General features: G+C 38.2%; 23 protein-coding genes. 5 read left to right on the top strand and 18 right to left on the bottom strand.

Annotation, left to right across the window (positions count from 1 at the left end; all coding sequences use genetic code 11):
- Positions 1 to 17 precede the first annotated feature (17 nt).
- From BN985_RS11090 to BN985_RS11075, 4 genes are read right to left on the bottom strand one after another with little or no spacing between them, the layout of a single operon-like run.
- A complete protein-coding gene (locus BN985_RS11090; RefSeq protein ID WP_042223523.1) occupies positions 18 to 341 on the bottom strand; it encodes an iron-sulfur cluster biosynthesis family protein in 324 nt (107 codons plus the stop codon).
- Positions 342 to 360: 19 nt separating this feature from the next.
- The gene (locus tag BN985_RS11085; protein ID WP_042223522.1) at positions 361 to 1,158 is read right to left on the bottom strand and encodes an SDR family NAD(P)-dependent oxidoreductase; all 798 of its coding nucleotides are present in this window, start codon (positions 1,156 to 1,158) and stop codon (positions 361 to 363) included.
- The gene (locus BN985_RS11080; RefSeq protein ID WP_042223521.1) at positions 1,133 to 2,107 is read right to left on the bottom strand and encodes an MBL fold metallo-hydrolase; all 975 of its coding nucleotides are present in this window, start codon (positions 2,105 to 2,107) and stop codon (positions 1,133 to 1,135) included. Before BN985_RS11080 ends, BN985_RS11085 begins: the two co-directional genes overlap by 26 nt.
- A gap of 60 nt (positions 2,108 to 2,167) precedes the next feature.
- Entirely contained in the window at positions 2,168 to 3,805 is a 1,638-nt protein-coding gene (locus BN985_RS11075; RefSeq protein WP_042223520.1) for a M20/M25/M40 family metallo-hydrolase, read from the bottom strand.
- A 69-nt stretch (positions 3,806 to 3,874) separates the two neighbouring features.
- Here BN985_RS11075 and BN985_RS11070 point away from each other — a divergent pair, with 69 nt between their 5' ends.
- The 4 genes from BN985_RS11070 to BN985_RS11055 are packed head-to-tail and all read left to right on the top strand — an operon-like array spanning position 3,875 to position 7,976.
- Positions 3,875 to 4,606, top strand: coding sequence for a glycerophosphodiester phosphodiesterase (locus BN985_RS11070; protein WP_042223519.1), 732 nt, complete (start codon positions 3,875 to 3,877; stop codon positions 4,604 to 4,606).
- Between the two features lie 26 nt (positions 4,607 to 4,632).
- Positions 4,633 to 5,646, top strand: a complete 1,014-nt coding sequence (gene namA, locus BN985_RS11065) for an NADPH dehydrogenase NamA (RefSeq protein ID WP_042223518.1) — start codon at positions 4,633 to 4,635, stop codon at positions 5,644 to 5,646.
- 19 nt (positions 5,647 to 5,665) lie between these two features.
- Complete coding sequence (gene rnz / locus BN985_RS11060; RefSeq protein WP_042223517.1) at positions 5,666 to 6,592, top strand: ribonuclease Z; 927 nt, start codon at positions 5,666 to 5,668, stop codon at positions 6,590 to 6,592.
- Between the two features lie 13 nt (positions 6,593 to 6,605).
- Positions 6,606 to 7,976 carry an aldehyde dehydrogenase gene (locus BN985_RS11055; RefSeq protein WP_156960124.1) on the top strand — a complete coding sequence of 457 codons (1,371 nt, stop codon included), beginning with the start codon at positions 6,606 to 6,608 and terminating at the stop codon, positions 7,974 to 7,976.
- 61 nt (positions 7,977 to 8,037) lie between these two features.
- Here the strand turns inward: BN985_RS11055 and BN985_RS11050 are convergent, their stop codons facing one another.
- The 4 genes from BN985_RS11050 to mce form a co-directional block, all read right to left on the bottom strand.
- Complete coding sequence (locus BN985_RS11050; RefSeq protein ID WP_042223515.1) at positions 8,038 to 9,291, bottom strand: DNA polymerase IV; 1,254 nt, start codon at positions 9,289 to 9,291, stop codon at positions 8,038 to 8,040.
- Positions 9,292 to 9,466: 175 nt separating this feature from the next.
- Positions 9,467 to 10,594, bottom strand: coding sequence for a M20/M25/M40 family metallo-hydrolase (locus tag BN985_RS11045; protein ID WP_042223514.1), 1,128 nt, complete (start codon positions 10,592 to 10,594; stop codon positions 9,467 to 9,469).
- A 22-nt stretch (positions 10,595 to 10,616) separates the two neighbouring features.
- Positions 10,617 to 12,158, bottom strand: coding sequence for an acyl-CoA carboxylase subunit beta (locus BN985_RS11040; RefSeq protein WP_042223513.1), 1,542 nt, complete (start codon positions 12,156 to 12,158; stop codon positions 10,617 to 10,619).
- Positions 12,145 to 12,618 (bottom strand): methylmalonyl-CoA epimerase, encoded by a 474-nt coding sequence (gene mce / locus BN985_RS11035; RefSeq protein WP_232225583.1) that lies wholly within the window; start codon positions 12,616 to 12,618, stop codon positions 12,145 to 12,147. The genes BN985_RS11040 and mce overlap by 14 nt, the downstream gene beginning before the upstream one ends.
- A 180-nt stretch (positions 12,619 to 12,798) precedes the next feature.
- Here mce and prli42 point away from each other — a divergent pair, with 180 nt between their 5' ends.
- Positions 12,799 to 12,909, top strand: coding sequence for a stressosome-associated protein Prli42 (gene prli42, locus BN985_RS19040; RefSeq protein WP_156960123.1), 111 nt, complete (start codon positions 12,799 to 12,801; stop codon positions 12,907 to 12,909).
- Positions 12,910 to 13,049: 140 nt separating this feature from the next.
- Here prli42 and BN985_RS11030 read toward each other — a convergent pair whose 3' ends face one another.
- The 10 genes from BN985_RS11030 to BN985_RS10985 all read right to left on the bottom strand — a co-directional run bounded on the left by BN985_RS11030 (position 13,050) and on the right by BN985_RS10985 (position 24,796).
- Positions 13,050 to 14,033, bottom strand: a complete 984-nt coding sequence (locus BN985_RS11030; protein ID WP_084157530.1) for an aromatic acid exporter family protein — start codon at positions 14,031 to 14,033, stop codon at positions 13,050 to 13,052.
- 153 nt (positions 14,034 to 14,186) lie between these two features.
- Positions 14,187 to 14,618 carry a BrxA/BrxB family bacilliredoxin gene (locus BN985_RS11025; RefSeq protein ID WP_042223511.1) on the bottom strand — a complete coding sequence of 144 codons (432 nt, stop codon included), beginning with the start codon at positions 14,616 to 14,618 and terminating at the stop codon, positions 14,187 to 14,189.
- A gap of 113 nt (positions 14,619 to 14,731) precedes the next feature.
- A complete protein-coding gene (locus BN985_RS11020; RefSeq protein ID WP_042223510.1) occupies positions 14,732 to 16,003 on the bottom strand; it encodes a dihydrolipoamide acetyltransferase family protein in 1,272 nt (423 codons plus the stop codon).
- Between the two features lie 20 nt (positions 16,004 to 16,023).
- Entirely contained in the window at positions 16,024 to 17,007 is a 984-nt protein-coding gene (locus BN985_RS11015; RefSeq protein ID WP_042223509.1) for an alpha-ketoacid dehydrogenase subunit beta, read from the bottom strand.
- A 15-nt stretch (positions 17,008 to 17,022) separates the two neighbouring features.
- Positions 17,023 to 18,036 (bottom strand): thiamine pyrophosphate-dependent dehydrogenase E1 component subunit alpha, encoded by a 1,014-nt coding sequence (locus tag BN985_RS11010; RefSeq protein WP_042223508.1) that lies wholly within the window; start codon positions 18,034 to 18,036, stop codon positions 17,023 to 17,025.
- Positions 18,037 to 18,048: 12 nt separating this feature from the next.
- Positions 18,049 to 19,470 carry a dihydrolipoyl dehydrogenase gene (lpdA, locus tag BN985_RS11005; RefSeq protein ID WP_042223507.1) on the bottom strand — a complete coding sequence of 474 codons (1,422 nt, stop codon included), beginning with the start codon at positions 19,468 to 19,470 and terminating at the stop codon, positions 18,049 to 18,051.
- Positions 19,454 to 20,587, bottom strand: a complete 1,134-nt coding sequence (buk, locus tag BN985_RS11000) for a butyrate kinase (RefSeq protein ID WP_042224073.1) — start codon at positions 20,585 to 20,587, stop codon at positions 19,454 to 19,456. Before buk ends, lpdA begins: the two co-directional genes overlap by 17 nt.
- Before the next feature lie 11 nt (positions 20,588 to 20,598).
- Positions 20,599 to 21,693 (bottom strand): branched-chain amino acid dehydrogenase, encoded by a 1,095-nt coding sequence (bcd, locus tag BN985_RS10995; RefSeq protein WP_042223506.1) that lies wholly within the window; start codon positions 21,691 to 21,693, stop codon positions 20,599 to 20,601.
- Positions 21,694 to 21,705: 12 nt separating this feature from the next.
- On the bottom strand, positions 21,706 to 22,617 hold the full coding sequence (gene yqiS, locus BN985_RS10990) for a phosphate butyryltransferase (protein ID WP_042223505.1): 912 nt from the start codon (positions 22,615 to 22,617) through the stop codon (positions 21,706 to 21,708).
- Between the two features lie 115 nt (positions 22,618 to 22,732).
- The gene (locus BN985_RS10985; protein WP_042223504.1) at positions 22,733 to 24,796 is read right to left on the bottom strand and encodes a sigma 54-interacting transcriptional regulator; all 2,064 of its coding nucleotides are present in this window, start codon (positions 24,794 to 24,796) and stop codon (positions 22,733 to 22,735) included.
- Between the last annotated feature and the right edge of the window lie 5 nt (positions 24,797 to 24,801).

Here is a 24,801-nt window from a genome sequence, read left to right as displayed (position 1 = left end):
TATTTCCCACTGGGTTTCTAAATTTCACATATACTTTGTGGTGCAATAAATGGATTTAGTATTCCTTCAGGGCTTGATAAACGAAGCATGCCATTTATAGAGTCAAGTTTCATTGATTCAGCAAAGAATACTATTTGATGTTTCTGTATAAGCACTGGAAAACTGTCACTTTCTATCTCTGTAAAAGTTTCAGTATAGTCGTCTGTAAATCTTACGGTAGGTACTCCGTTAACTCCACAACCGCACCCCTCGGTATCATACCAGAGAACCACATAACGGTTTTTATTATCATTCCTTTTTTCCAATTCCTCTTTTGCAGATGTTGTAATATGAAGTTTCATTTTACCCTTCCATTCTTCATTATTTTTTATTAAATTGTGATTTTAAGAGATTCTCCATTACACTTGGGAACAAATGATACAGTCTACTGCCTATCTCCATCCACCCAGGCATATTAATTTCCCGCTTTTGTTTGAACAGGTGCCGCGAAACTTTGCTCGCAACACGATCTGGATTTAGCATATATCGACTAACACTCTTTTTGTAATACCCATCTGGATCTGCTTGTGTAAAAAAGTTTGTATCCACAGGACCTAAGTTTACAGTAGTAACGAAGATATTATCTTTTTCAATCTCCATACGCAAACTATTGGTAAATCCAATTACTGCGTGTTTTGTAGCAGCATACACAGCTGATTTAGGAGTCGAAATCTTTCCAGCCTGCGATGCAAGGTTTACAATATGCCCATGTTGATTCTGTTGAAAATGTGGTAGAAGCATTTTTGTGAAATGTATTAAAGAAAGAACATTAACTTGAAACATGTTTTCCACGTCCTGCATAGACATATCTTCTACTAGCTGAAATTTACCAAAACCTGCATTATTAATAAGGCCGTCTATTTTAGCATGATCCTGAAAGATTAATTCAATTGTTCTTTCCATCTCACTTGTATTCGATAAGTCAGAAGTGTAATAGCAACAATCGGTATTAAATGTCTGCATAATGGTCTCGCATTGTTTCTTCATTTTGTCTGTGGAACGTGCAACCAAGAGAGGAATTCCTCCACTCGCAGCAATGTGCCACACAATTCTTTCCCCAATTCCACTAGAGGCACCAGTTACAATGATCTTTTTATTCTCCAGCGGTCGCAGTTTCATAAAAGTCCATTTCCCCCTCTGCGCTTTTCCTAATCATCCCTCTCGCTTGAAGATAATCAAGCTGCCCGACAACCTCGGATAAGGTTAAATCAATCTGTGTTTCATACCTTGTCGGGAATATGCTTTGACATAGCTGAAAAGCAGTATGTTTGCCAGATTGAAGCAATTCAAATACGTGAGCAGCTCGCTTTTCCTGTTTATCAAAACGAGCTTGAACAACCTCAGATACATTTGTGAAAATTTCTCCATGACCAGGTAAAAGGTGGCTAATCTCAAGTGACTCACATCTTCGAAGGCTATCTCGATACTGTAACAAGGGAGAAGCCCTTTGCTCTCCTTCAAGGACTGGAGCTTCAATCACAGGGTTTGAAGAAATGTTTTTCATTAAATGATCTCCGCCAATAAATAATTTCTCTGTTTCGTTATAAAAAGATATATGACTCTGTGCATGCCCTTTCGTGTTAATAACTTGCCAATTTTGGTGTCCTGGTAATCTATCTCCCTCATCTAGGAAACTAGTTAAATTCCCCTCACCAGCATAATGCATTAAGGAACGTAATTTCTTCCCAATCCCTTTAAAGTGTGGTGGTATGTCACATCGACGAAAATAATCTTTAAAGAAGTCTTCATATCTCTTAAAATATTGTTCATCTTTTCTTAACCAAAGGTCAACAAGACCATTACCCATTATTTCTTTAGCGCGCGGGAATGCCTCCACTAGCCCAGTATGGTCAGGGTGATGATGTGTCAATATAATTTGTTCAATATCCCTTGGATGGTATCCAATTTCCTTTAATTGTACTTGTATAGCTTCAAAGGCTTTTTTCGTTTTCACCCCGGCATCAATAAGGGTCAATGAATCTCCTTTTAATAAATATAAATGGACATCACCTACAGCAAAAGGAGTCGGTACTGTTAGTTGAAATAATGAATTATTAATAATTTTCATCTTTTACTTCCTCCGAAACTGAATAGTCATTCATTCTAGTTAGTTTACACTATTTTCAACCTATTGTCTTTTCGGAGAACCTGCCAGCAATTGCTGAATTGCTCTCGAAATTATGGTAGGTAATGACTTAAAGCTGTAATTAAGTTCAAGCCTCTCTGTCCACTGGTGAGCATCTTTGCCTAATGGCCCTATATTTAAAACAGGCATTTCTAATTGATCCATAACGTCTTCTGGAAAAACAAATCCGTTATTTTGTAAAGGCATGTTTGTTGTAAGCTGTTTTATTCTGCTGTTTGAAGTCACAGGTCCCACAAAGCTCAAATCAGATAAACCTGTAAAAAACTCAGAATTAACTAAATCAATATTATCCTCTTTTTTTGCAAATTGTATAATATCCTGCATAACATGTTGAATATAGGGGTCATGATGAGAAGACACTGCAGGATAAAATGGTGGACTGTAAAACAAGACAATCAAGGGTGCTAAGTCATTACACATCGCTGCTAATTCTTGTACAAGTAAAGTCGAAAAGTCACGGTCTCCCTGTTCTCGTTGGCTCCCTAACAGGTTTTGCCGACGGTTTATTTCTTCCTGGCCATACCTATTAACCGCTTCTTGATATAACTCTTCATACATAAACACATTTACTTTTGATGCAGGCATAGTAAAATCCTTCGCTACCTTCGCAAAATGCTTTGCTTTTTCTTGTACATATGCTTCCGTTTGCCTTGCAGCTTGATTAGCACTATCTAAAAGCTTTTTATTCAACTCTTCAAAGCTTTGTTTTAAATAAAGTACGTTATACATAGCTATTGCTGATTGGGGTGTTTGAACAGAATATTCTTCTTTAAGATCACGATGCATTAAGCTGACAGGAGGTGGCGTAATTTCCTCATCTAATTGCTCTATAAAAGCCTCATTTAGTTCCATTTGCTGAGATAAAAAGCTAATCATTAAATTTGGATTTATACCCGCAAATGGCTCACCAACATGTGATTCTTTACCGTAACAATAAAAACCAGGAAGCACTTTTCCGATGGAACCGGTATAAACATAATGATTAGGGTCACCAGGGTATTTACTAAACATTGGCTCACCATTTAAACAAGCATTGTATTCAATATTCTCTGTTTCCTTTAATTGCTTTAGTATAGGGAGCGCTGTAAGCATCCCGCTTGAATTCACTTCTTCATCTGGTACAGAAAGAAGTAACACATTACCGTCAAATTCTCCACACATAGCACGTTCTACCATTGCTAAGTGAAGTGCCAATCCTGCCTTCATATCCATCGTCCCTCTTCCAAATAACCAATCACCCTCCTCCAAATCCTTTTGTACATACTCTGGAAGTTGATGTTTTAATTTGGTAAGTTCTTGTGTAAGTTCCAACGGGTGAAAAGCCAGATTTCGTAAGGAGCCAAAATCTTCCACACCTACTACGTCAAAATGGCTTAGCAGAATAATCGTTTCTTTTTTCTGTTTCTTCCCCTTTACTAGAGCGGTTAGCAGTCTCCTGCCGTCTTCCAAAGGGTGGAGATTTAAGTGATTCGTGTTTTGTTGAAAATATTCTTTCTGGGATAGTATGTGATAAAGATATTCTGCTATTGCGATCTCTGCATTTGAACCTGTTATGCTTTGATATTGCACGATGGAACAAAGTAAATCTGTCAACTCTTCTTTCGTTTGCCATTTTTTCATATCTAATCCCCCTGTCTAAATTGACTTTTTCGTGGAAATAAAACAAAATCAAATATAGAGGTGAAACCATTGCAAACTAAAATTTTTGCACATCGGGGGGCAAGTAAATATGCACCTGAAAATACGATGCCTGCTTTTGAACTTGCCCTGAAACTTGGTGCTGATGGAATAGAAACAGATGTCCAGTTAACAAAGGATAACGTACCAGTGTTAATACATGATGAAAGTGTGCGGCGAACGTCTAATGGAAAAGGTTTTGTCAAGGACATTACTTTTAAACAATTAACCACACTTGATATGGGGTCATGGTTTTCCAATAAATTTATGGGGACTAAGATTGTATCACTCGAGCATTTTCTTGATTGGATCCAAGACAAACCGTTAGACTTAAATATTGAGCTTAAAAATAATAAAATAGATTATCAGGGCTTAGAGAAAATTGTACTAGATTTATTAGATAAGTATCAGTTATTAAATCGTACCACACTATCTACCTTTAATCCAAAGAGCGTGACACGTGTACATGATCTAACAAAAGAGGTTGATATCGCCTTTTTAACTTCCAAGCGAATAAAATACTTTACCAACTATGTAAAAGAGCTTGGTGCATCTTCCATTCATATAAAATATCGTTTATTAAGTTCCTCTTTAATGGAGGATAGCAAACAACAGCAACTTCAAGTTCGAGTTTATACTGTGAACAAACCTGCACATTTAATACGTTGTTTTAATCAGAAATGTGATGCAGTATTCACAGACGTTCCAGATATTGCTAAGGATTATCGCAGATTATTTACATAATTGTCTTATTTTAAGGAGGAAGTAACATGACGAAATTATTTTCACCAATTGACTTTAAAAACGTTAGTTTAAAAAACCGAATTGTAATGGCACCGATGTGCATGTATTCCTGTAGGGATGAAGATGGCAAGATTACCCCCTTTCATGTAACACATTATACTTCTAGGGCCGTTGGTCAGGTTGGTTTAATTATGCTAGAAGCGACGGCAGTTCAACCCGAAGGCCGTATCTCTCCACAAGACCTTGGTATTTGGAATGATGAGCAAGTAGAAGGACTTACAGACCTTAATAAACAAATCCACCATTATGGCTCCAAATCCTCTATACAGCTTGCCCATGCTGGAAGAAAAGCACAATTGGATTCAACTATCTATGCCCCAACCGCTAAAGCGTTTAGTGAATCCTATAAAACTCCTAAAGAAATGTCGTTAGAGGACATTGAAGAAACAATCGAAGCATTCAAGAATGCAAGCAAAAGATCTAAACAAGCAAACTTTGACATCATTGAACTTCATGCAGCTCATGGTTATTTAATCAATCAATTTTTATCACCATTAACCAATTTGCGAGAAGATAATTATGGAGGAAGCAGGGAAAATCGATACCGTTTTCTCGAGGAAATCATTAATGCAGTAAAACAAGAATGGGATGGTCCTTTATTTGTTCGTATTTCTACAGACGAATATGCTGATGGTGGAAATAGTTTAAACGATTTTCTATACTATGCAAGTAGAATGCGGGATCAAGGCATCGATCTAATTGATTGCAGCTCTGGTGGTATTGTGCCAGCGACAATCTCTACCTATCCCGGTTATCAGCTTTCACGCTGTGAGACAATAAGAAAAGAAATTAATATCCAGACAGGTGCTGTGGGCTTGATTACTAGAGGGGTCCAAGCAGAAGAAATAATTCAAAATGAAAGAGCTGACCTCGTTTTCCTAGCAAGGGAATTGCTCAGGGACCCGTATTGGCCTAGAACAGCAGCAGTTGAACTAAACGAAAAATTGCCTGCCCCTAAACAATACGAACGCGGCTGGTAAAACCACGGAGGATAAAATTATGGAACTCGTTTTTCTTGGGACTGGTGCAGGTGTTCCTTCAAAGGAGCGAAATGTATCATCCGTCGCTTTAACATTACTCCAAGAGCAAAACAGTGTGTGGCTCTTTGATTGTGGTGAAGCAACTCAACATCAAATTTTAAATACATCAATTAAACCTAGAAAAATTAATAAGATCTTTATTACCCACCTACATGGTGACCACATATTTGGATTACCAGGTCTTTTAAGTAGTAGATCTTTTCAAGGCGGCGAAGATGAAGTCATTCTTTACGGACCTGAAGGTTTAAAAGATTATATTGATATTTCTTTGAAGGTTAGCGGCACCCACCTTCGGTATCCTATCATTATTAATGAAATTACAGAGGGAAAAGTAGTCGAAGATGATCAGTTTACTGTTTATGCAAAAAAACTTGATCATGGCATTACTAGCTATGGATATCGTATTGTAGAAAAAGATAAACCTGGAGAACTTCTTGTGGAACAGCTAAAACAAATAGGCATTCCCCCAGGTCCCCTTTATCGCAAGATTAAAGAAAATGAATATGTAGAGACCGATGATGGACTGCAAATAAATAGGAGAGACTTCATTGGGCCAAATAAGCCAGGAAGAGTTCTGGCTATACTTGGAGATACACGTGCTCTATCTTCACATCACGATTTCATTAAAGATGCTAACGTACTCGTTCATGAAACAACCTTTGATAGAGATAAGGCACAAATGGCGTGGGATTACTTTCATTCCACCACCACACAAGCAGCTAATGCTGCATTAGAAGCAAATGTAAAGAAATTGGTCATGACACATATCTCTTCCAGATACCAAAAAGAAGAGAATGACCGCTTACTTCAAGAGGCGAAGCAAATCTTTCAGAATACAGTGCTCGCTACAGACTTTTATAAAATGGACATCGGTGTAAACTCATAAGGGGGAGATCAACATCGCTACTATAAATCAAATAATCGAAGATCAACGAGCTTTTTATTTAAATGGAAATACGAGAGACTATCAAACTCGTAAAGCCTCACTAGAGAAGTTGAAGAAAATGTTGAAGAGGCATGAGAAAGAGGTCTACCAGGCGTTAAAAGAGGATTTAAATAAGTCTGAACAAGAAGCTTACACAACGGAACTTGGTTTTCTCTATTCCGAAATTGATTTCACATTAAAAAACTTAATAAATTGGATGGAGCCAAGGAAAGTGACAGCTCCTATTACGCATAAAGGAACAAAGAACTATATTATAAGCGAACCTTATGGGGTAAGTTTAATAATCTCGCCGTGGAACTACCCACTCCAACTAGCTATTGCTCCAGCAATTGGAGCTATAGCTGCTGGGAATTGTGTTGTTATAAAACCATCTGAACACGCAAGTTCAACTTCCTCCCTATTGGCAAGTATGATAAAACAAACATTTGACCCTTCCTATATCACTGTAATTGAAGGAGAAAAAGAAACAAATCAAGAACTGCTTCGTCAGCGTTTTGACTATATTTTCTTTACTGGAAGTACAGAAGTCGGCAAAATCGTTATGAAGCAGGCTAGCGCACATCTTACTCCAGTCACATTGGAACTAGGTGGTAAAAGCCCCGCTATTGTAGATAAAGATGCAAATATCAACTTAGCAGCAAAACGAATTGTATGGGGGAAATTTACAAATGCTGGACAAACTTGTGTTGCACCTGATTACCTCTATGTTCATGAAAAAGTGAAGTTTAAGCTATTGAAAGCAATGAAAAAATATATTAAGTCCTTTTACGGAAAAGAACCATTAAATAACCCTGATTTCACAAGAATTATTAATGAGACACATTTCGACCGCATATTAAGCTATTTATCAGATGGTACCCTGCTCCATGGTGGAAATACAGACAGACAATCGCTTATGATTGAACCAACCATACTTGATAAAATATCATGGAATGATCGCGTCATGCAGGATGAAATATTTGGACCAGTGTTGCCTGTACTTACTTTTACAAATGTAGAAGAAGCAGTTGAAATGATTCGCAAACAAGAAAAGCCATTGGCCTTATATTATTTCGGGGAAAATATAAAGACACAAGAGCAAGTTATTCAATACCTTTCCTTTGGTGGTGGCAGTATAAATGATACTATCTTCCATTTAGCGAATCCTCATTTGCCATTTGGTGGTGTGGGAAATAGTGGAATGGGTCAATATCATGGTAAATCTAGCTTTGAAACATTTTCTCACCAGAAAAGTATTTTAAAGCAATCCACTAAATTTGATGTTCCGTTTCGTTACCCTGGCAGTAAGATTGGAAAAGCCGTAATCAAACGTGTTATGAAATAAAGCGATCAAGCTCTATACAATAAATAAGCTCTCATTTTTTCATATAACGAAAAATGAGAGCTTATTTTTTATAGTCATCTAGAAAGTCTTTTTGAAAGCTAGTTCTTGGTTGATCATCGTCATTAACAGCATCTAGTTTTTTAAATACATCCTTGCCATATTTCTCTGATAACCCTTCTATTGCTTGATATAATTTTTCTTTTTCTGCTTCTCTTTCATAAGTAAATAAATCCAATTGAGTTGCTATATTCTTTTTCACTTCCACATCTTGTACTGTAATACCAAGCAATCGAACAGGTTCCTGATTCCAATGCTTATGAAATAGCTCTTCGGCTTCATGCATTATTTCATCTTTGGCGTCAATATATCGATAAAGCTTTTTACTTCGTGTAATCGTTTTGCGGTCTTGGTATCTAATCATAATTTGAATACTCTGACCAGCTGCATTTTTTCGCCCCATTCTTCGTTCTACGTTTTCTGACAGAACCGCTATAAGTTTTCTAATCTCCTGTTCATCAACCGTATCAAAGGGTAAAGTCTGAGAGCTGCCAATACTTTTAAATTCAAATATTGCTTCAGGGTCTACCGGTCTATTATCAATCCCATTGGCTCTGTTTTTTAGTCTTTCTCCATTAATACCTAACATTTGTTTTAATTCATAAGCATCATAATTTGCCAAATCACCGATCGTTTCGATTCCTTTTTCTACCAATTTCGCTGCAGTCTTTTCTCCTACACCATACATCTCTCCGATGGGAAGAGGCCACAATGTTAAGTGCAACTCTCTCTTTCTTAAAACGGTTATGCCAAGTGGTTTCTTCATATCGGAAGCCATTTTAGCTAGAAATTTATTAGGCGCAATTCCAATACTACAAGGTAAGTCTAATTCATCAAGGATTCTTTTTTGTAGCTCATCTGCCAAATCTAACGGTGAAAGTTCACTGTTTACATTTGTTATATCCATATACCCTTCATCAATAGAGACGGGCTGAACATCTGGCGTAATTTCAGACAGTATACGAAATAGCTCTCTAGAAGCTGCTCGATATCGCTCAAAATTCGGTGGCATAATAATGAGTTCTGGACAGTTTTTCTTCGCTTGCCAAATCGTCATGGTAGTTTTTACACCCTTTTTACGCGCTTCATAACTGCTTGTCACTACAATCCCTTTGCGTTCCTCCGGGTTTCCTGCGATAGCCAAAGGTTTTCCTTTTAGAGCAGTGTTATACGCCGCCTCTACAGACGCATAGAAACAGTTCATATCAATATGGAAAATAACCCTTCCTTTTTGAGGATTAATTGCTGTCAATTTCATACACCCTTTTTTTATCTAGTCCTTATTATAACATATGAAGAACACGTGATTGAAACGCTAATAAGGTATGAAAGTGAGAAAAGAGAAACCCTCCTAAGGTCTCTCCTTAAAAAGAGTTTCTCTATCAAGATTTAATAAGATTTCCGTATTTCATAGCTCTTTCTATTCTACTCTATTACACTTCTTTAGCTGCTTCTGTAATAATGGAGCCTACTAGCTCCGTAATTTTTACAAGTTCTGCTACCGGAATTCGTTCGTTAGTTGTATGGATCTCTTCGTATCCAACTGCAAGATTTACGGTAGGCACTCCATGACCAGCGATTACATTGGCGTCACTTCCACCACCGCTTTGTAAAAGCTTGCTTTCGCGTCCTATAGTTTTAGCTGCACGTCGAGCTACTTCTACCACTTGGTCCCCTGCTTCTTGCTTAAATCCTGGATACATAACCTTAATTTGAACTTCAGCCGAACCACCAAACTCCTGGGCTGTTTGTTCGAACGCTTCTTTCATTTTTGCAACTTGTGCTTCCATTTTCTCTGGCACAAGCGATCTTGCTTCAGCAAGAATTTCAACATGATCAACTACAATGTTAGTCTGTTTGCCACCTTCGAATCTACCTATATTTGCTGTCGTCTCTTTATCAATTCTTCCTAATGGCATTTTTGCAATTGCCTTCGATGCTAATGTGATTGCAGAAACACCTTTTTCAGGTGCTACACCGGCATGTGCTGTTTTTCCTTTAATTACGGCAAACACCTTAGCTTGAGTAGGAGCGGCAACAATAATATCACCTACATCACCATTGCTATCAAGCGCATAGCCATATTTTGCAACAATATGCTCTGGGTTCAAGGCTTTAGCTCCGACTAAGCCCGATTCCTCACCCACTGTAATAATAAATTGAATATCACCATGTTCTGTATTGTTCTCTTTAAGTATGCGAATTGCCTCTAACATGGCAGCTAAGCCTGCTTTATCGTCAGCTCCAAGAATTGTTGTTCCATCCGAAACAATATAGTCACCTTCGATCGAAGGTTTAATTCCCTTCCCTGGTACTACTGTATCCATATGAGAAGTAAAATAAATTGGATCTACTCCTGTCTTCTTTCCCTTCAAGGTACAGATTAGATTTCCAGCTCCATGACCAGTCTCAGCTGTAGTGTCATCTTCCACTACTTCCACACCAAGTTCAGAAAACTTTTGCTTTAAAACACGAGCGATTTCTGTTTCATATTTGGTTTCTGAGTCAATCTTCACAAGCTCAAAAAATTCATTGATTAATCTTTCTTGATTTACTGTCATAAATTTAAATCCTCCAATAATGTCATAATGGTATGTTACCATGTTTTTTCTTAGGTCTTTCCTCTTGTTTATTATACATGATTTCCAATGACTGAATAAGTTTTATGCGTGTTTGATCTGGAAATATTACATCATCGACCATCCCTAACGCTGCAGCCGTATAAGGATTTGCATGCTTTTCTCGATAAGCTTTTATCATTTCTTCCCTTGCTTCCTGTGGATTAGAACCGATCTTTATTTCTTCATTGTTTAATATACTAACAGCACCTTCTGGCCCCATGACAGCTATTTCAGCCTGGGGCCAAGCAAAGACCATATCTGCACCTAACGCTTTACTATTAAGAGCCACATATGCACCACCATAAGCCTTTCGCAAAATAACGGTGATCTTTGGTACAGTTGCTTCGGCATAGGCATACACGATTTTCGCACCATGCCTAATAATACCTTCATGTTCTTGCCTTACTCCAGGAAGAAAACCAGTTACGTCCTCTAATGTAATGATAGAAATATGGAAACAATCACAGAATCGTATAAAACGAGCTATCTTATCACTGGCATCAATGTCTAAGCCACCAGCTCTATACTTGGGTTGGTTACACACCAGGCCAACAGTACTACCTTTCAATTTTGCAAACCCAACAACCACATTCTTCGCAAATTTTTCATGGATTTCTATGAAAGAATCAATATCTACTATTTGCTCGATTATTCGTCTAATGTCATAAGCTGTCTTACTATCAGCAGGTACTAATTCAAGTAACTTTGGACGTTCATCGGTTTTATCAGGAGGTGATATGACTACTTTCTCAGGATTGTGATCAGGAGGAAAAAACATTAAAAGATCTTTTACTGCATCCAATGCTTCCGATTCAGTCGCCTTCACGATATGGGCATTTCCGCTTTTTTGACTGTGGACTGCAGAACCACCTAGCTCCTCTGGATTGATTTGTACCCCTGTTACTTCCTGCATAACCTTAGGACCAGTTACAAACATCTGAGAGGTCTTTTCTACCATTACAATAAAATCTGTCAGAGCTGGTGAATAAACTGCCCCTCCAGCACTTGGTCCCATTATGACAGAAATCTGTGGGATTATACCAGAGTAAAGCACATTTCTATAAAAAATATGACCATAACTGTCTAAAGAAGAAACGCCTTCCTGGATACGTGCTCCACCAGAATCAATCAAGCCAATAAAAGGGAAACGATTTTTCCCAGCAAGATCTAAGATAGATGCTATCTTTTTCCCTTGCATTTCACCTAATGATCCACCATATACAGTAAAATCTTGCGCATAAACACAAACGGGTTTACCGTTTATCTTTCCATAGCCCCCTACAACACCATCCCCATTAAGTGATACTTTATTTTCTGTATTCTTTCGCTCAGTTAAGAATGGCTGTATCTCTACAAAACTACCTTCATCTAGTAAATAGTTTAGCCGCTCTCTGGCTGTCCACTTCCCTTTTACATGTTGTTTAGAAGTTTGTTCTTCTCCACCACCCGCCTCCACTTCCTCTCGTTTATTTGCTAGTTCTTTTATGTATTTAAATATGCTCATTATTTTCACGACCTACATATTCACAAACTTCAATTAACGTTCCATTTCCTGCTTTAGGGTGAATAAATATAATTTTACTGTTTCTAGCTCCACCTTTAACAACATTATTGACTAAAGACACGCCATTAGCTTTTAAATCCATAAGCTTCTTCTCAATACTGTCCGTTTCAAATGCAATATGGTGAAGTCCCTCTCCATATTTGTTTATATATGCTGCCAGCGGTGAGTCCGGACTATTGGGCTCCAGTAACTCGATTTGAATATTTTCAGCTACTAATATGGCAACTTTAACATCTTCTGAAGGAACGATTTCTAAGCTTTCCATACGCAACCCAAAATTCTCTATATAAAAAGGCAATACCATCTTAATACATTTTACTGCTATTCCAATATGTGAAATTTTAGGTAAAGGAAGCAAAGCGCTGTCTAAACTCATTGCAGTATCTGAAAAAAGCTCCATAAACAATTCCCCCCTCAAATTAATAACCACATCTTTACTATAAGAAGAATCATATGCTACTAATTTATGGAGAATAACTAGATCTTTTGCAAGATTGCATTCTTTTCACAATTATACTTGTCCAAACTCACTATTCACGATAAAATACAAATAACAGATGGGTTTAAAGGGGGACAAAACATGGCTTCAAGAAAATCAAAACGTCAAAAGAGAACTACACTTATTGTGTACATTATGATTATTGCAATGGTGCTTTCCACATTAACTGCTGGGCTGGCGATGTTTATATAATTGATTAAAGACTGAAATCAGAAATGATTTCAGTCTTTTTTAATGTAGTCTATATTTCATTTCATAAGTACTGACAGAGGATCCTAGCCATGCCGGGTTCATTCTAAGTCGTGCTTAGTTGGCCTTTCAAAATTAGGGTGCTATGCTTTAGCTTTCCTACTTTCCTTTTTATTTTGGATATCGCTCTTTTTGAATTTCTGTTTTAGTAAAAGATAATTTTCTATTTCATGAAGTAGACGGAACAAATTAGCGCGTGTTTCAAATTCCTCTCTCGTTTCTGGTAAGTCTTCCTCATCAAATTCCTTCTGTAATTTATTTAATTCTTCTAAGTACAATATAGCTGTGTTTCCTGGATGAACAGCCTTTGATAAACTTTCAAAGAAAACAGCAACTTTTTCAGAGATTGTTATTTTATTTGGTAATTTTGTTACGAGAGGTAACATCCTCTTCAATAGTTCAAATTGGCGCTTTCGCATATAAAAGTAGTCCTTATAGGGGTGCTTATTGCGCAGTAGATGATTTTCCTTGTCACGCTCTACTAAATCAAAAGCTTCCTCTAATAATTGTTCAGTCTCTGTAATTTCCTTTCCGTCCCAATTTATCTCATTGTTACGTACATATAGAGCTACTTCATAAAGGATCGTTTGGAAATTGCTTTCAACTCGATCCTGCTTGTTTTTTATCTTTTTATCCAAGCTTGGCATATATAAATTTAATAAAAGTCCTGTACCGATCCCTACAATAATTAACACAAACTGATCTGTTAAGAAAGCAAGATCAATTCCTGAAGCACTGTATAAATTTAGGATGATAACCGAGCTTGTAGCAATACCTTGTGTGATTTTTAGATAGACGGTGGTAGGTATAAATAAAGCTAACATTAAACCTACTGATACTGGATGGTACCCAAGTATTTCAAAAAAAACTAGAGAAAATACACTCGCTAGAACACATGCTAAAAAACGGTTCCAAGCGCTAAGGAAAGATTGTTTCCTTGAAGGTTGAATACAAAGAATAGTTAAAATTCCTGCTGAAACAAAGTTTGTTAAACCAAGAAATTGAGCAATAGATATAGCGAGAGGTGTACCAATTGCTGTTTTTATTGTTCTATAGCCTATCTTCACTTTTATAACTCCTTTTACTCGCTCTCTTCTCTTATAATCCATTGTTTACTTTTTCTTAATAGATGAAACGTAAAAAAAAAGAGACTGACCTAATTGAATAGCGACAGCCTCTTTTCATGTGCAGCCTTACTTGAATATTAAGCAAAGTCTGCGTTAGATTTCTTCACAGTGTTCTTCGAATATGGATTGCAATCTGCCAACGACATCCATCGCGCTATGTCCCTCTATATCATGTCTTTCCAACATGGTTACGATCTCTCCGTCCTTCAAGAATGCAAAGGAAGGTGAAGAAGGAGGATAGCCTTCAAAATAGCTGCGAGCTTTTTCTGTAGCTTCTTTGTCTTGACCAGCAAAAACGGTAACTAAATGGTCTGGTCGTTTGTCATAATGAACTGAATTAGCTGCTGCTGGTCGGGCTACTCCACCGGCACACCCACAAACCGAATTCACCATAACTAGTGTAGTCCCTTTACGGGCAATTGCTTGGTCTACATCTTCTGGTGTTTTCAGCTCTTCGTATCCTGCTTCTGTTATATCTTCACGTGCTGCATTGACGACATCATTCATAAAAATGTTGAAATCCATACGACATCAAACCCCTTACGTAAAATTAATTCTATCAAATCTTGTAATCAGCATACCAAGTTTCAGTTGAATTATCAATTTATTAACACGTTTAAGATATAATGGTATCTTGTTTAGTAAATACTCATCGTATTTTCATTCATATTTTCTAAGGCTTTTTTCAAATATGATAGGAAATGTCCACAAACTAATCCATCTAATACTCTATGGTCAAGGGATAAAGATAGATTAACCATATCTCTAGCTGCAAACATATTGTCGACAATAACTGGGCGCTTTACGATCGATTCTACTTGTAAAATGGCGGCCTGTGGATGGTTAATGACACCCATTGAACTAATTGAGCCAAAAGAACCGGTATTATTGACCGTAAATGTACCACCTTTCATGTCGTCCCCTGTTAATTTACCTTTTCTCGCTTTACCTGCAAGTTCCGAAATATCTTTAGCAATTCCTTTAATGCTTTTTTCGTCAGCATTTTTTATAACTGGAACAAATAATTCTTGATCTTTTGCAACAGCTATCGAGAGGTTAATTGCCTTTTTCTGAATAATTTTATCTCCAGCCCACATACTGTTTAGCTGTGGATATTCTTTCAATGCTTGTGCTACTGCTTTTACAAAGAAAGCAAAAAATGTAAGACTGAACCCTTCTTTCTGCTTAAATTCATCTTTAATTTTGCTTCGATAGGTGACTAGGTCTGTTACATCCACTTCTACTGTCATCCAAGCATGTGGGATTTCCTGTTTTGACCGAACCATATTTTGAGCAATTGCCTTACGAACCCCTGTTACAGGGATTTCAATATCTCCTTGTTGCACATCTGAAACAGATGCGGAGGAAGTAGCTTTTTCTACAACTGTTTCTGACTGAGCTTGAGAAGGCTTAGAAGACACTTCTTGATTACTGCTTGTAGTTTTTGGTTTTCCATTTGATAAGTAGTTTTCAATGTCTTTCCGCGTTATTCTACCTTTTTGACCAGAACCAGTAACTTGGTCAAGATCAATATCATTCTCTTGTGCTAGGCGGAGCACTGCAGGGGAATAACGTTTTTTCATGGATTGATCTTGATTCGGTTGCTCTGTAGTTTCTTTTGGAGCCTCATCCGTTTCTTTATTCGTAGGTTGTGTATCGCCTTCACCGTCTTCTGTATCGATGTAGCACATTAGTTCACCGACAGCTATGGTTTGGCCTTCTTCTGCAACAAGCTCCTTTATCGTACCAGTAAAGGAAGAAGGTACTTCGGCATTCACTTTATCTGTAAGTACCTCTGCAATTGGGTCATATTTATTTACTTTGTCGCCTACTTGAACTAGCCATGAACTGATAGTTCCTTCTGTTACACTTTCCCCTAATTGAGGCATGTTAATTTTTTCTGAAGCCATTATTCAATCCTCCTTCAAGTTTAAAATTCCGCAAGTTCTCGCATCGCTTTTTCTACTTTATCCGGGTTCATCATAAAAAATTTCTCCATTGTCGGTGCGTATGGCATGGATGGGACATCTGGGCCAGCAAGGCGCTTAATTGGCGCATCGAGATCGAATAAGCAATTTTCTGCGACAATTGCTGCAACTTCCCCAATAATACTTCCTTCTTTATTGTCTTCGGTTACAAGAAGTACTTTACCCGTTTTTTGAGCCGCCTCTATGATTGATTCTTTATCTAATGGATACACGGTTCGCAAATCTAGAATATGAGCGTCAATTCCTTCTTCTGCCAGCTTTTCAGCAGCTTGTAGAGCAAAATGGACACATAAACCATACGTAATAACTGTAATATCAGAACCCTCTCGCTTCACATCTGCTTTGCCGATTGGGAGTACATAGTCATCTTCTGGAACTTCGCCTTTAAGTAAACGGTAAGCTCTTTTATGCTCTAAGAAAAGGACGGGATCATTGTCCCTAATAGCTGCTTTTAACAATCCTTTCACATCATAAGGGGTGGATGGCATGACAATCTTTAACCCAGGTTGATTAGCAAAAACCGCTTCAATAGATTGGGAATGATAAAGTGCTCCATGAACTCCTCCACCATATGGCGCGCGAATAGTCATAGGCACATTCCAGTCATTATTAGACCGGTAGCGCATTTTTGCAGCTTCTGAAATAATTTGGTTGACTGCAGGCATAATAAAGTCAGCGAATTGCATTTCTGCAACAGGACGCATTCCGTACATTGCTGCACCAATACCTACACCCGCTATAGCTGACTCAGCAAGCGGCGTATCAAGAACGCGCGCTTCTCCAAACTCATCATAAAGACCATCTGTTGCTCGGAATACGCCGCCTTTTTTACCGACATCTTCCCCCAAAACAAAAACTTTTTCATCTCGTTGCATTTCTTCTTTTAATGCAGTTGTAACTGCTTGAATGTAAGACATTACTGGCATTTTTCTATTCCCTCCCTACTCTTCATAAACATATTTTAAAGCATGTTCCGCTTCAGCGTATGCTGCGTTCTCAGCATAGTCAGTTGCTTCATTAACAATGGAGTTAATTTCGTCTATCATTTCTTTTTCCGCTTCATCACTTAACACACCATTTTCCTTTAAGTAAGCAGCAAATGTGATAATAGAATCTTTTTTCCTTGCTTCATCTACTTCATCACTTTCCCGATACTGTCGATCATCATCATCACTTGAATGTGCAGTTAGTCTGTATGAAACTGCTTCAATAAGTGTCGGGCCATCTCCATTGATCGCCCTTTCTCTTGCTTCTTTCACAGCTTCATATACAGCTAACGGGTCATTTCCGTCAACCGTTACTCCAGGCATCCCATAACCAATCGCACGGTCAGAAACGTTTTTGCTCGCAATTTGTTTTTCTATCGGAACAGATATGGCATATTTATTGTTTTCTACCATTGTAATAACAGGGAGTTTATGTACCCCTGCAAAGTTTAATCCTTCATGGAAATCTCCCTGGTTAGATGACCCTTCGCCAAGTGTTACAAAGGAAACAAAGTCCTTTTTCTCCATTTTACCAGCAAGGGCCACACCGACTGCATGTGGTAATTGGGTAGTTACAGGGGATGAACCACTTAAAATCCTGTTCTTTTTCTGCCCAAAATGTCCAGGCATTTGCCTTCCGCCTGAGTTAGGGTCTTCTGCTTTTGCAAAACCTGATAGCATCAATTCTTTCGCAGTCATACCGAATGCCAGAACGACACCCATATCTCGATAATAAGGTGCAGTGTAATCTTTTTCCCGGTCTAGAGCAAAGGAAGCCCCTACCTGTGCTGCCTCCTGTCCTTGACATGAAATAACAAACGGAATTTTACCGGCACGGTTTAAAAGCCACATGCGCTCATCCAATTTTCTGGCAAGCAGCATGGTTCTAAACATTTCAATAACTTGATCATCAGTCAATCCTAACGCTTCATGACGTTCTTTTCCCAATTTAATAGCCTCCTTTTTCATTTAAACTATCTTTTACCCATGTATCTGCTTTCCTTCTACTGCTAAAGCAGCTTCACCTACGATCTCTGACAATGTAGGGTGTGGATGAACTGTATGACCAAGCTCCCAAGGTGTAGCATCCAACACTTTTGCAAGTCCAGCTTCTGAGATAAGATCTGTTACATGCGGACCAACCATATGAATACCAAGCAAGTCTTCGGTTTTCTTGTCTGCGACTATTTTGACAAAGCCTTCTGATTCCCCGTGAACTAAAGCTTTACCAATTGCTTTAAAAGGAAACTTTCCAACCTTTACTTCATACCCTTTTTCAGTAGCCTGTTTCTCGCTTAGACCTACACTTGCCGCCTCAGGGCTTGAATAGATGCAAGAAGGAATATTATCATATTCTAACGCAAGAGGGTTTTCATCAGCCATATGCTCAACAGCAACTATCCCTTCATGTGATGCAACATGAGCTAGTTGCATGCCACCAATTACATCACCAATAGCATATATATGAGACTCTTTTGTTTGGTAAAATGCATTTGTTTTAATAAAACCCTTTTCTACTGCTATATCTGTGTTTTCTATTCCGATATTTGTAGTGTTTGCTTCACGACCAACTGACACAAGCATTTTTTCAGCAGTGTAGGATTCCACCGCTTCACCTTTTTCAGCAGAAATGGTTATGTTGTCACCAGTTTCTAGACTGTCAGGAAGAACCTTTGCTCCTTTAACAAATGTAACGCCTCTTTTTTTCAATTGCTTTTCAACCTCTAAGGCAATCGCCTTGTCTTCTGTTGGCAAAATTTGCTCTGCATATTCCAAAACGGTTACATCTACACCAAAGTCTGTTAACATAGAAGCCCATTCTACTCCAATGACGCCGCCTCCTACAATGAGAATGGACGCAGGAAGAGTTTCCATTTTCAAAGCATCGTCTGAGCTCATAATTAACTTCCCATCCATCTCTAATCCCGGAAGTGATTTAGGTTTAGAACCAGTTGCGATGAGAACATTTTTAGGGACGATCATGGTATTTTCATCTCCATTTGCATATTCAATGGAAATGGTACCAGGCATGGGAGAAAAAATACTTGGACCTAATATACGGCCATATCCTTGGAACACATCTATTTTCCCTTTTTTCATTAGTCCCTGTACACCTTTATGCAATGTATCCACGATTTTATTCTTTCGCTCCTGGACCTTATTAAAGTTTAAACTTGGATCCTTCGTTTCAACACCATACTCGGCAGCTTCTTTTGTCTGTCTAAATACCTCTGCACTTCTCAAAAGAGCTTTTGATGGAATACAGCCTCTATGTAAGCATGTTCCACCCAATTCTCCTTTTTCAACTATAGCTACTTGCATTCCAAGTTGGGAGGCACGTATAGCAGCTACATAACCGCCAGTCCCTCCACCTAGAATGACCAAATCATATTCTTTTGCCATACAAGAATCGCTCCTCTTTGTCATCATTAGGATAAACTTTCGGTTCTTCTTGCCCCCGGAGTATACGAAGAACACCTTCATTAAGTGCCTCTAGTTCATTCTCACCGGGGTATACGACCGTATCAGCAATCCACTTTACCCGTTTCATAATCATCTCGGTAAAGGTTTTGCCATAGGCCAACCCGCCTGTAAGGACGATGAGATCCACTCTGCCTTGAAGTACGGAAGCCATTGAACCTATTTCCTTTGCAATTTGATAAGCCATCGCCTCATACACCTCTTCTGCGTATGTATCTCCAGCTTCAATTCGCTTTTCTACCTCTACTGCATCATTTGTTTCAAGGTATGCCATCAAGCCACCTTGCCCTACTATTTTTTTCATAATTTCATCAACGTAATATTCACCAGAGAAGCATAGTGAAACGAGATCCCCTGCTGGAACCGTTCCCGCTCGTTCCGGAGAGAACGGGCCATCCCCATGTAGTCCGTTGTTTACATCTATTACTTTGCCACCTTTATGAGCCCCTATGGTAATACCACCGCCCATATGCGTGACGATCAAGCTCATCTCTTCATATGCTTTCTCTGCATCATGAGCAGCTTTTCTTGCAACAGCTTTTTGGTTTAAAGCATGGAAAATACTTTTCCTTGGTATTTCTGGTACGCCCGAATAGCGGGCGATGTCAGCAAGTTCATCTACTACCACTGGGTCAACAATAAATGCAGGAATGTTCAATCCACTAGCAATTTCATTGGCAATAATTCCTCCAAGGTTTGAAGCATGTTCGCCATTATAACCAGTTTGCAGGTCATGTAGCATAATATCATTCACTTCATATGTTCCACCTTCAATAGGCTGTAACAAACCACCTCTGCCACATACAGCGCTCAATTTAGAAATATTAATGCCTTCGTATTCTAATTGCTCGAGGATGACGTTTTTTCTAAAATCATATTGATCCATTATGTTCGGATATTGACTAAGATCCTCCCCACTATGACGAATCGATTTCTCGAAAACACAAATGTCATTATCGAAAACACCAATTTTAGTAGAAGTAGAGCCAGGATTAATGACTAAATTTCTATAAGTTGATTGCAAAGTATTAACCTCCATTGCACACATAATTACCTTCTGCTTAGGATATGATGGTCATTTAATAAAAACTGACTTCTTGAATTTCTTTTTGCTTCTATACGTTCTTCCGCCATACGATCAGCAGCGACATATGTTGGAATATTATCTCTTCTAGAAATTTCATATACCCTTGTTAAACTATCGTAAATTGTTTCAACTTTCTTCATTGCTCGCTCTTGGTTATAGCCAACAAGTTCATCTGCAACATTAATAACACCACCAGAATTTATCACATAGTCTGGTGCATAGACGATGCCTTTTTCATGAATTATGTCACCGTGTTTAGAAGATTTGAGCTGATTATTTGCTGAACCAGCAATAACCTTAGCTTTTATGCGGCTAATCGTATCATCATTAACTGTTGCTCCTAATGCACATGGTGCATAAATATCACACTCTACATCATAAATATCCTCAGGATCTACTGCAGTCGCGCCAAATGCCTCAACAGCTCTCTCAACAGATTGTTTATTAATATCCGCCACGATAAGCTTAGCGCCTTCTTCATGAAGAAATTCACAGAGCGCATAGGCTACATTCCCGACTCCCTGGATAGCAACTGTTTTACCTTCTAATGAGTCACTTCCATAGGCTTCCATAGCTGAAGCTTTCATTCCTTTATATACGCCATATGCTGTAACAGGTGAAGGGTTACCAGATGAACCAGATTCAGGTGAGATACCCGTAACAAAATCTGTCTCCAAATGGATTAGATCCATATCATGAACCGTTGTACCAACATCCTCTGCCGTAATATAGCGTCCGTTTAATCCTTGAATATATCTTCCAAATGCGCGGAACATCTCTGGATTTTTATCTTTTTTTGGATCTCCAATAATAACTGTCTTTCCGCCTCCAAGATTTAATCCAGCAGCGGCATTTTTATATGTCATGCCTTTTGCAAGGCGAAGCGCGTCTTCAATTGCTTCAGATTCTGATTTGTAGGTCCACATTCTCGTTCCTCCAAGTGCGGGGCCCAAGGTTGTGTCATGTATGGCAATAATTGCCTTTAATCCAGAGCTTTTATCCTGACAAAAAACAAGTTGTTCGTAATCATATTTTTCCATGTAAGTAAAGATTTCCATAATTTATTCCTCCTAAAAAGTAGTTAAAGTAGCTAAAGCTAAAGACAGGGAATATAACTTACTCTCTGCATTATCAGACCTTGATGGTAAAACAATAGGTGCTTTTGCACCACTGACAATCGCTGCTACTTTCGCACCGGCAAAATAGATAAATGATTTGTAAAGCGTATTACCTACATCAATCGTCGGTACTAACAAAATATCTGGATTCCCTGCAACATCTGACTCAATACCCTTGTGTTCCGCGGCTTCAACTGATACGGCGTTATCAAATGCTAATGGGCCATCCACGATACAATTCTTTATTTGTCCGCGTTTTTGCATTTGAGTAAGTAATGCTGCATCAATGGTTGATTGCATTGCTTCGTTTACCGTTTCAACTGGAGCTAATACAGCAACCTTTGGAACCTTCACCCCAATGCCTCTTGCTACTGCTACAGCATTGTTGACAATTTCGGTTTTCTCTTTCAGATTGGGTGCAATATTCATCGCAGGATCTGTTAAAAATACTAAACGATCTCGTCCAGGCACCTCAAAAAGCGCCACATGTGATAAGATGTTTCCAGTCCGAAGGCCAAAGTCCTTGTTTAAAACTGCTTTTAATAATGTTTTTGTAGCGATATTCCCTTTCATTAAAACATCCGCTTCTTTTTGAGAGACAGCCTTGACTGCAGCCAAAGCTGCATCCTCCGGTGTGGAAGTATTTTTTATTTTTACATATTCGTTTTCTAAATTAAGACCAATCTCTTCCGCTGCCTGTTTTATATTCTCCGATGCACCAAAAAGGATAAAGGAGCATAACCCATGTTCGATTGCATCACGTACAGCTTGCAATACTTCTCTATCTGCAGCATTTGCAACAGATACGGTTTTTCTGTCTTCATTACTAAGAATAGTCGACTTTAAGTTTTCTAAAGTGTCCATGATTGACCTCCTGTCTGCCCATTATATATGTAGCAAATTTCATGCCAACTTTGTTAAACGTCATTAGCCCGTAAAAACAGCATTCAGATTATACGAAAGTATGCAAATATGCAAGTTATTGCATGTCATTTTTTTCAATCTTATACTTCTCCATTTTGTAATAAAGGTTACGAATGGAAATTTTCAAATCCTTTGCTGTTTTTGTTTTATTAAAATTGTTTTGCTTGTACGTTTCATAAATATACGTTCGCTCAAACTTTTCAGTTGCCTCTTGTAGTGGTTGCCCTTGCTTAGGTCGAAAATTCCGGGAATCTGTTTCTATCCGATCAAGCTGAAGTTCAGGAAGATCAGCTGCTTCTATCACCTCTTGGGACATATCCATATAAATCATGGCACGTCCAATTACGTTATCTAATTCTCTAATATTTCCGGGCCAATGATATTTCTTTAATTTGTTCAATGCTTGATCAGAGATTGACTTAACATTCCGTCCGTAATCCTCGTTTATCTTGAAAATGATATGCTGAACAAGTGTTGGAAGGTCTGTTAACCTATCCTTTAGGCTTGGGATGTAAATAGGGAGACGGTTCAGTCGATAATACAGGTCTTCTCGAAAAGATTTTTGGATGATAGCTTTTTCGAGATTTACATTAGTGGCTGCAATGATCCGGACGTTTATGTTAATAGGTTCTGTACCACCAACCCTTACAATCTCCTGTTCTTGCAAAACACGCAACAATTTCGCCTGCATATTTAACGATAGTTCCCCTATTTCATCTAGAAAGATACTCCCATTATTTGCCTCTTCAAAATATCCTTTTTTCCCACCATGCTTTGCACCTGAAAATGCACCTTCTTCGTAACCAAATAACTCACTTTCCAAAATCGATTCTGCAATAGCCGCACAATTTACTCTGATAAATTTATTATGCTTCCTATCACTCTCATTATGAATAGCGTGCGCAAACAATTCCTTCCCTGTACCTGACTCACCTCTTAACAATACAGTTGCAGGAGTTTTTGCTCCTACTTTTGCTTGTTCTAAAGCCAGTTTCATTTCAACTGAGCTTCCAAGAATATCACGAAACGTGTATCTCGCTTCAAGATTACGAATGATTTGTCTTGCCCGTTTTAACTCACTAGTTAGTGATTGAATTTCTGAAACATCATGTAATACACCGACACTGCCCTTAATCTTTCCATCCACAATAATTGGTGCGACGTTTACATAAACATCCTTCCGTCCTGGGCCAACTTTCATTCTTACACCTCTGACCGCTCGGCGGGTTTGAAGCACCTTTAGATGCATGCTTTCCCCTTCTGAAATATCAACAGTTGCTGGCTCTCCGATAATATCAGCTTCTTTCAATCCAGTTATCCGGGTATATGCTGGATTAATCATCAATCCAATTCCGTTTTCGTCCACAACACTAATTGCTTCGTCAGATGACTGAATAATTGCCTCTAACATTGTTTTAATTTCTTTTAAATCAGTATTTTCCTCTGCAAGGTTTACTACCTCTGTTATATCTTTAAAAACAGCAAATGCACCAATTAAATTTTGATCTGCGTCGATAACAGGAATTCTTGTAGTAATAATTTGTTTTTCATTATCAAGAATCAACTTCTGATTGACCTCTTTACGCTTATTACGAAGAATCTTTGGTAAGCGTGTATTAGGTATGACAGACTGTATATATTTTCCTTCTACTTGGTTTTTGGGTAATCCAACAATTTGTTCAGCACTTTTATTTAAAAATTGAACGACACCTTGATTATTAACAACAATCATTCCATCTCGAATGTTATTTAATATAAGATGTTGATTGTTCATTTGCAATTTTATCTGTTCTAATAAGGCTTCTTTTTCGTTAAAAAGCTCAGAAATTATGTATGCGACACTTCCCGGGATGACGACCGTGGTCCTTTTTCGCTTCTCCACTATCTCACCCAGGGTCTGTTCATTACCTGTTGCTTCTATAATAATATCTATTTCTTTATCAATCCATTTTTTCCAATCATAACCTATCTCAATACCATACTTTTTCGCGAGCTCTAATCCTTTAGCTTCTTTATTAACATCAATTACTGCTACGATGTCCATCTGTTTAGCTTGATATAGTATGTTTAACAGAATACTACCGCCTTTACCTGCCCCAACGATAAGTACACGCTTCATTTCAT

Source organism: Oceanobacillus manasiensis, assembly GCF_000724085.1.
Taxonomy (GTDB): Bacteria; Bacillota; Bacilli; order Bacillales; family Amphibacillaceae; genus Oceanobacillus_B; species Oceanobacillus_B manasiensis.
The sequence above is the reverse complement of the archived record's forward strand: the minus strand, read 5'-3'. Positions and strand labels throughout refer to the sequence as shown.

Bases quoted from the DNA above. Each gene is read 5' to 3' on its own strand.
- BN985_RS11090 (WP_042223523.1), bottom strand. From the start codon at position 341: ATGAAACTTCATATTACAACATCTGCAAAAGAGGAATTGGAAAAAAGG.
- BN985_RS11085 (WP_042223522.1), bottom strand. From the start codon at position 1,158: ATGAAACTGCGACCGCTGGAGAATAAAAAGATCATTGTAACTGGTGCC.
- BN985_RS11080 (WP_042223521.1), bottom strand. From the start codon at position 2,107: ATGAAAATTATTAATAATTCATTATTTCAACTAACAGTACCGACTCCT.
- BN985_RS11075 (WP_042223520.1), bottom strand. From the start codon at position 3,805: ATGAAAAAATGGCAAACGAAAGAAGAGTTGACAGATTTACTTTGTTCC.
- namA (WP_042223518.1), top strand. From the start codon at position 4,633: ATGACGAAATTATTTTCACCAATTGACTTTAAAAACGTTAGTTTAAAA.
- rnz (WP_042223517.1), top strand. From the start codon at position 5,666: ATGGAACTCGTTTTTCTTGGGACTGGTGCAGGTGTTCCTTCAAAGGAG.
- BN985_RS11050 (WP_042223515.1), bottom strand. From the start codon at position 9,291: ATGAAATTGACAGCAATTAATCCTCAAAAAGGAAGGGTTATTTTCCAT.
- BN985_RS11045 (WP_042223514.1), bottom strand. From the start codon at position 10,594: ATGACAGTAAATCAAGAAAGATTAATCAATGAATTTTTTGAGCTTGTG.
- BN985_RS11040 (WP_042223513.1), bottom strand. From the start codon at position 12,158: ATGAGCATATTTAAATACATAAAAGAACTAGCAAATAAACGAGAGGAA.
- mce (WP_232225583.1), bottom strand. From the start codon at position 12,618: ATGGAGCTTTTTTCAGATACTGCAATGAGTTTAGACAGCGCTTTGCTT.
- prli42 (WP_156960123.1), top strand. From the start codon at position 12,799: ATGGCTTCAAGAAAATCAAAACGTCAAAAGAGAACTACACTTATTGTG.
- BN985_RS11025 (WP_042223511.1), bottom strand. From the start codon at position 14,618: ATGGATTTCAACATTTTTATGAATGATGTCGTCAATGCAGCACGTGAA.
- BN985_RS11020 (WP_042223510.1), bottom strand. From the start codon at position 16,003: ATGGCTTCAGAAAAAATTAACATGCCTCAATTAGGGGAAAGTGTAACA.
- BN985_RS11015 (WP_042223509.1), bottom strand. From the start codon at position 17,007: ATGCCAGTAATGTCTTACATTCAAGCAGTTACAACTGCATTAAAAGAA.
- BN985_RS11010 (WP_042223508.1), bottom strand. From the start codon at position 18,036: ATGAAAAAGGAGGCTATTAAATTGGGAAAAGAACGTCATGAAGCGTTA.
- lpdA (WP_042223507.1), bottom strand. From the start codon at position 19,470: ATGGCAAAAGAATATGATTTGGTCATTCTAGGTGGAGGGACTGGCGGT.
- buk (WP_042224073.1), bottom strand. From the start codon at position 20,587: ATGGAGGTTAATACTTTGCAATCAACTTATAGAAATTTAGTCATTAAT.
- bcd (WP_042223506.1), bottom strand. From the start codon at position 21,693: ATGGAAATCTTTACTTACATGGAAAAATATGATTACGAACAACTTGTT.
- yqiS (WP_042223505.1), bottom strand. From the start codon at position 22,617: ATGGACACTTTAGAAAACTTAAAGTCGACTATTCTTAGTAATGAAGAC.
- BN985_RS10985 (WP_042223504.1), bottom strand. From the start codon at position 24,796: ATGAAGCGTGTACTTATCGTTGGGGCAGGTAAAGGCGGTAGTATTCTG.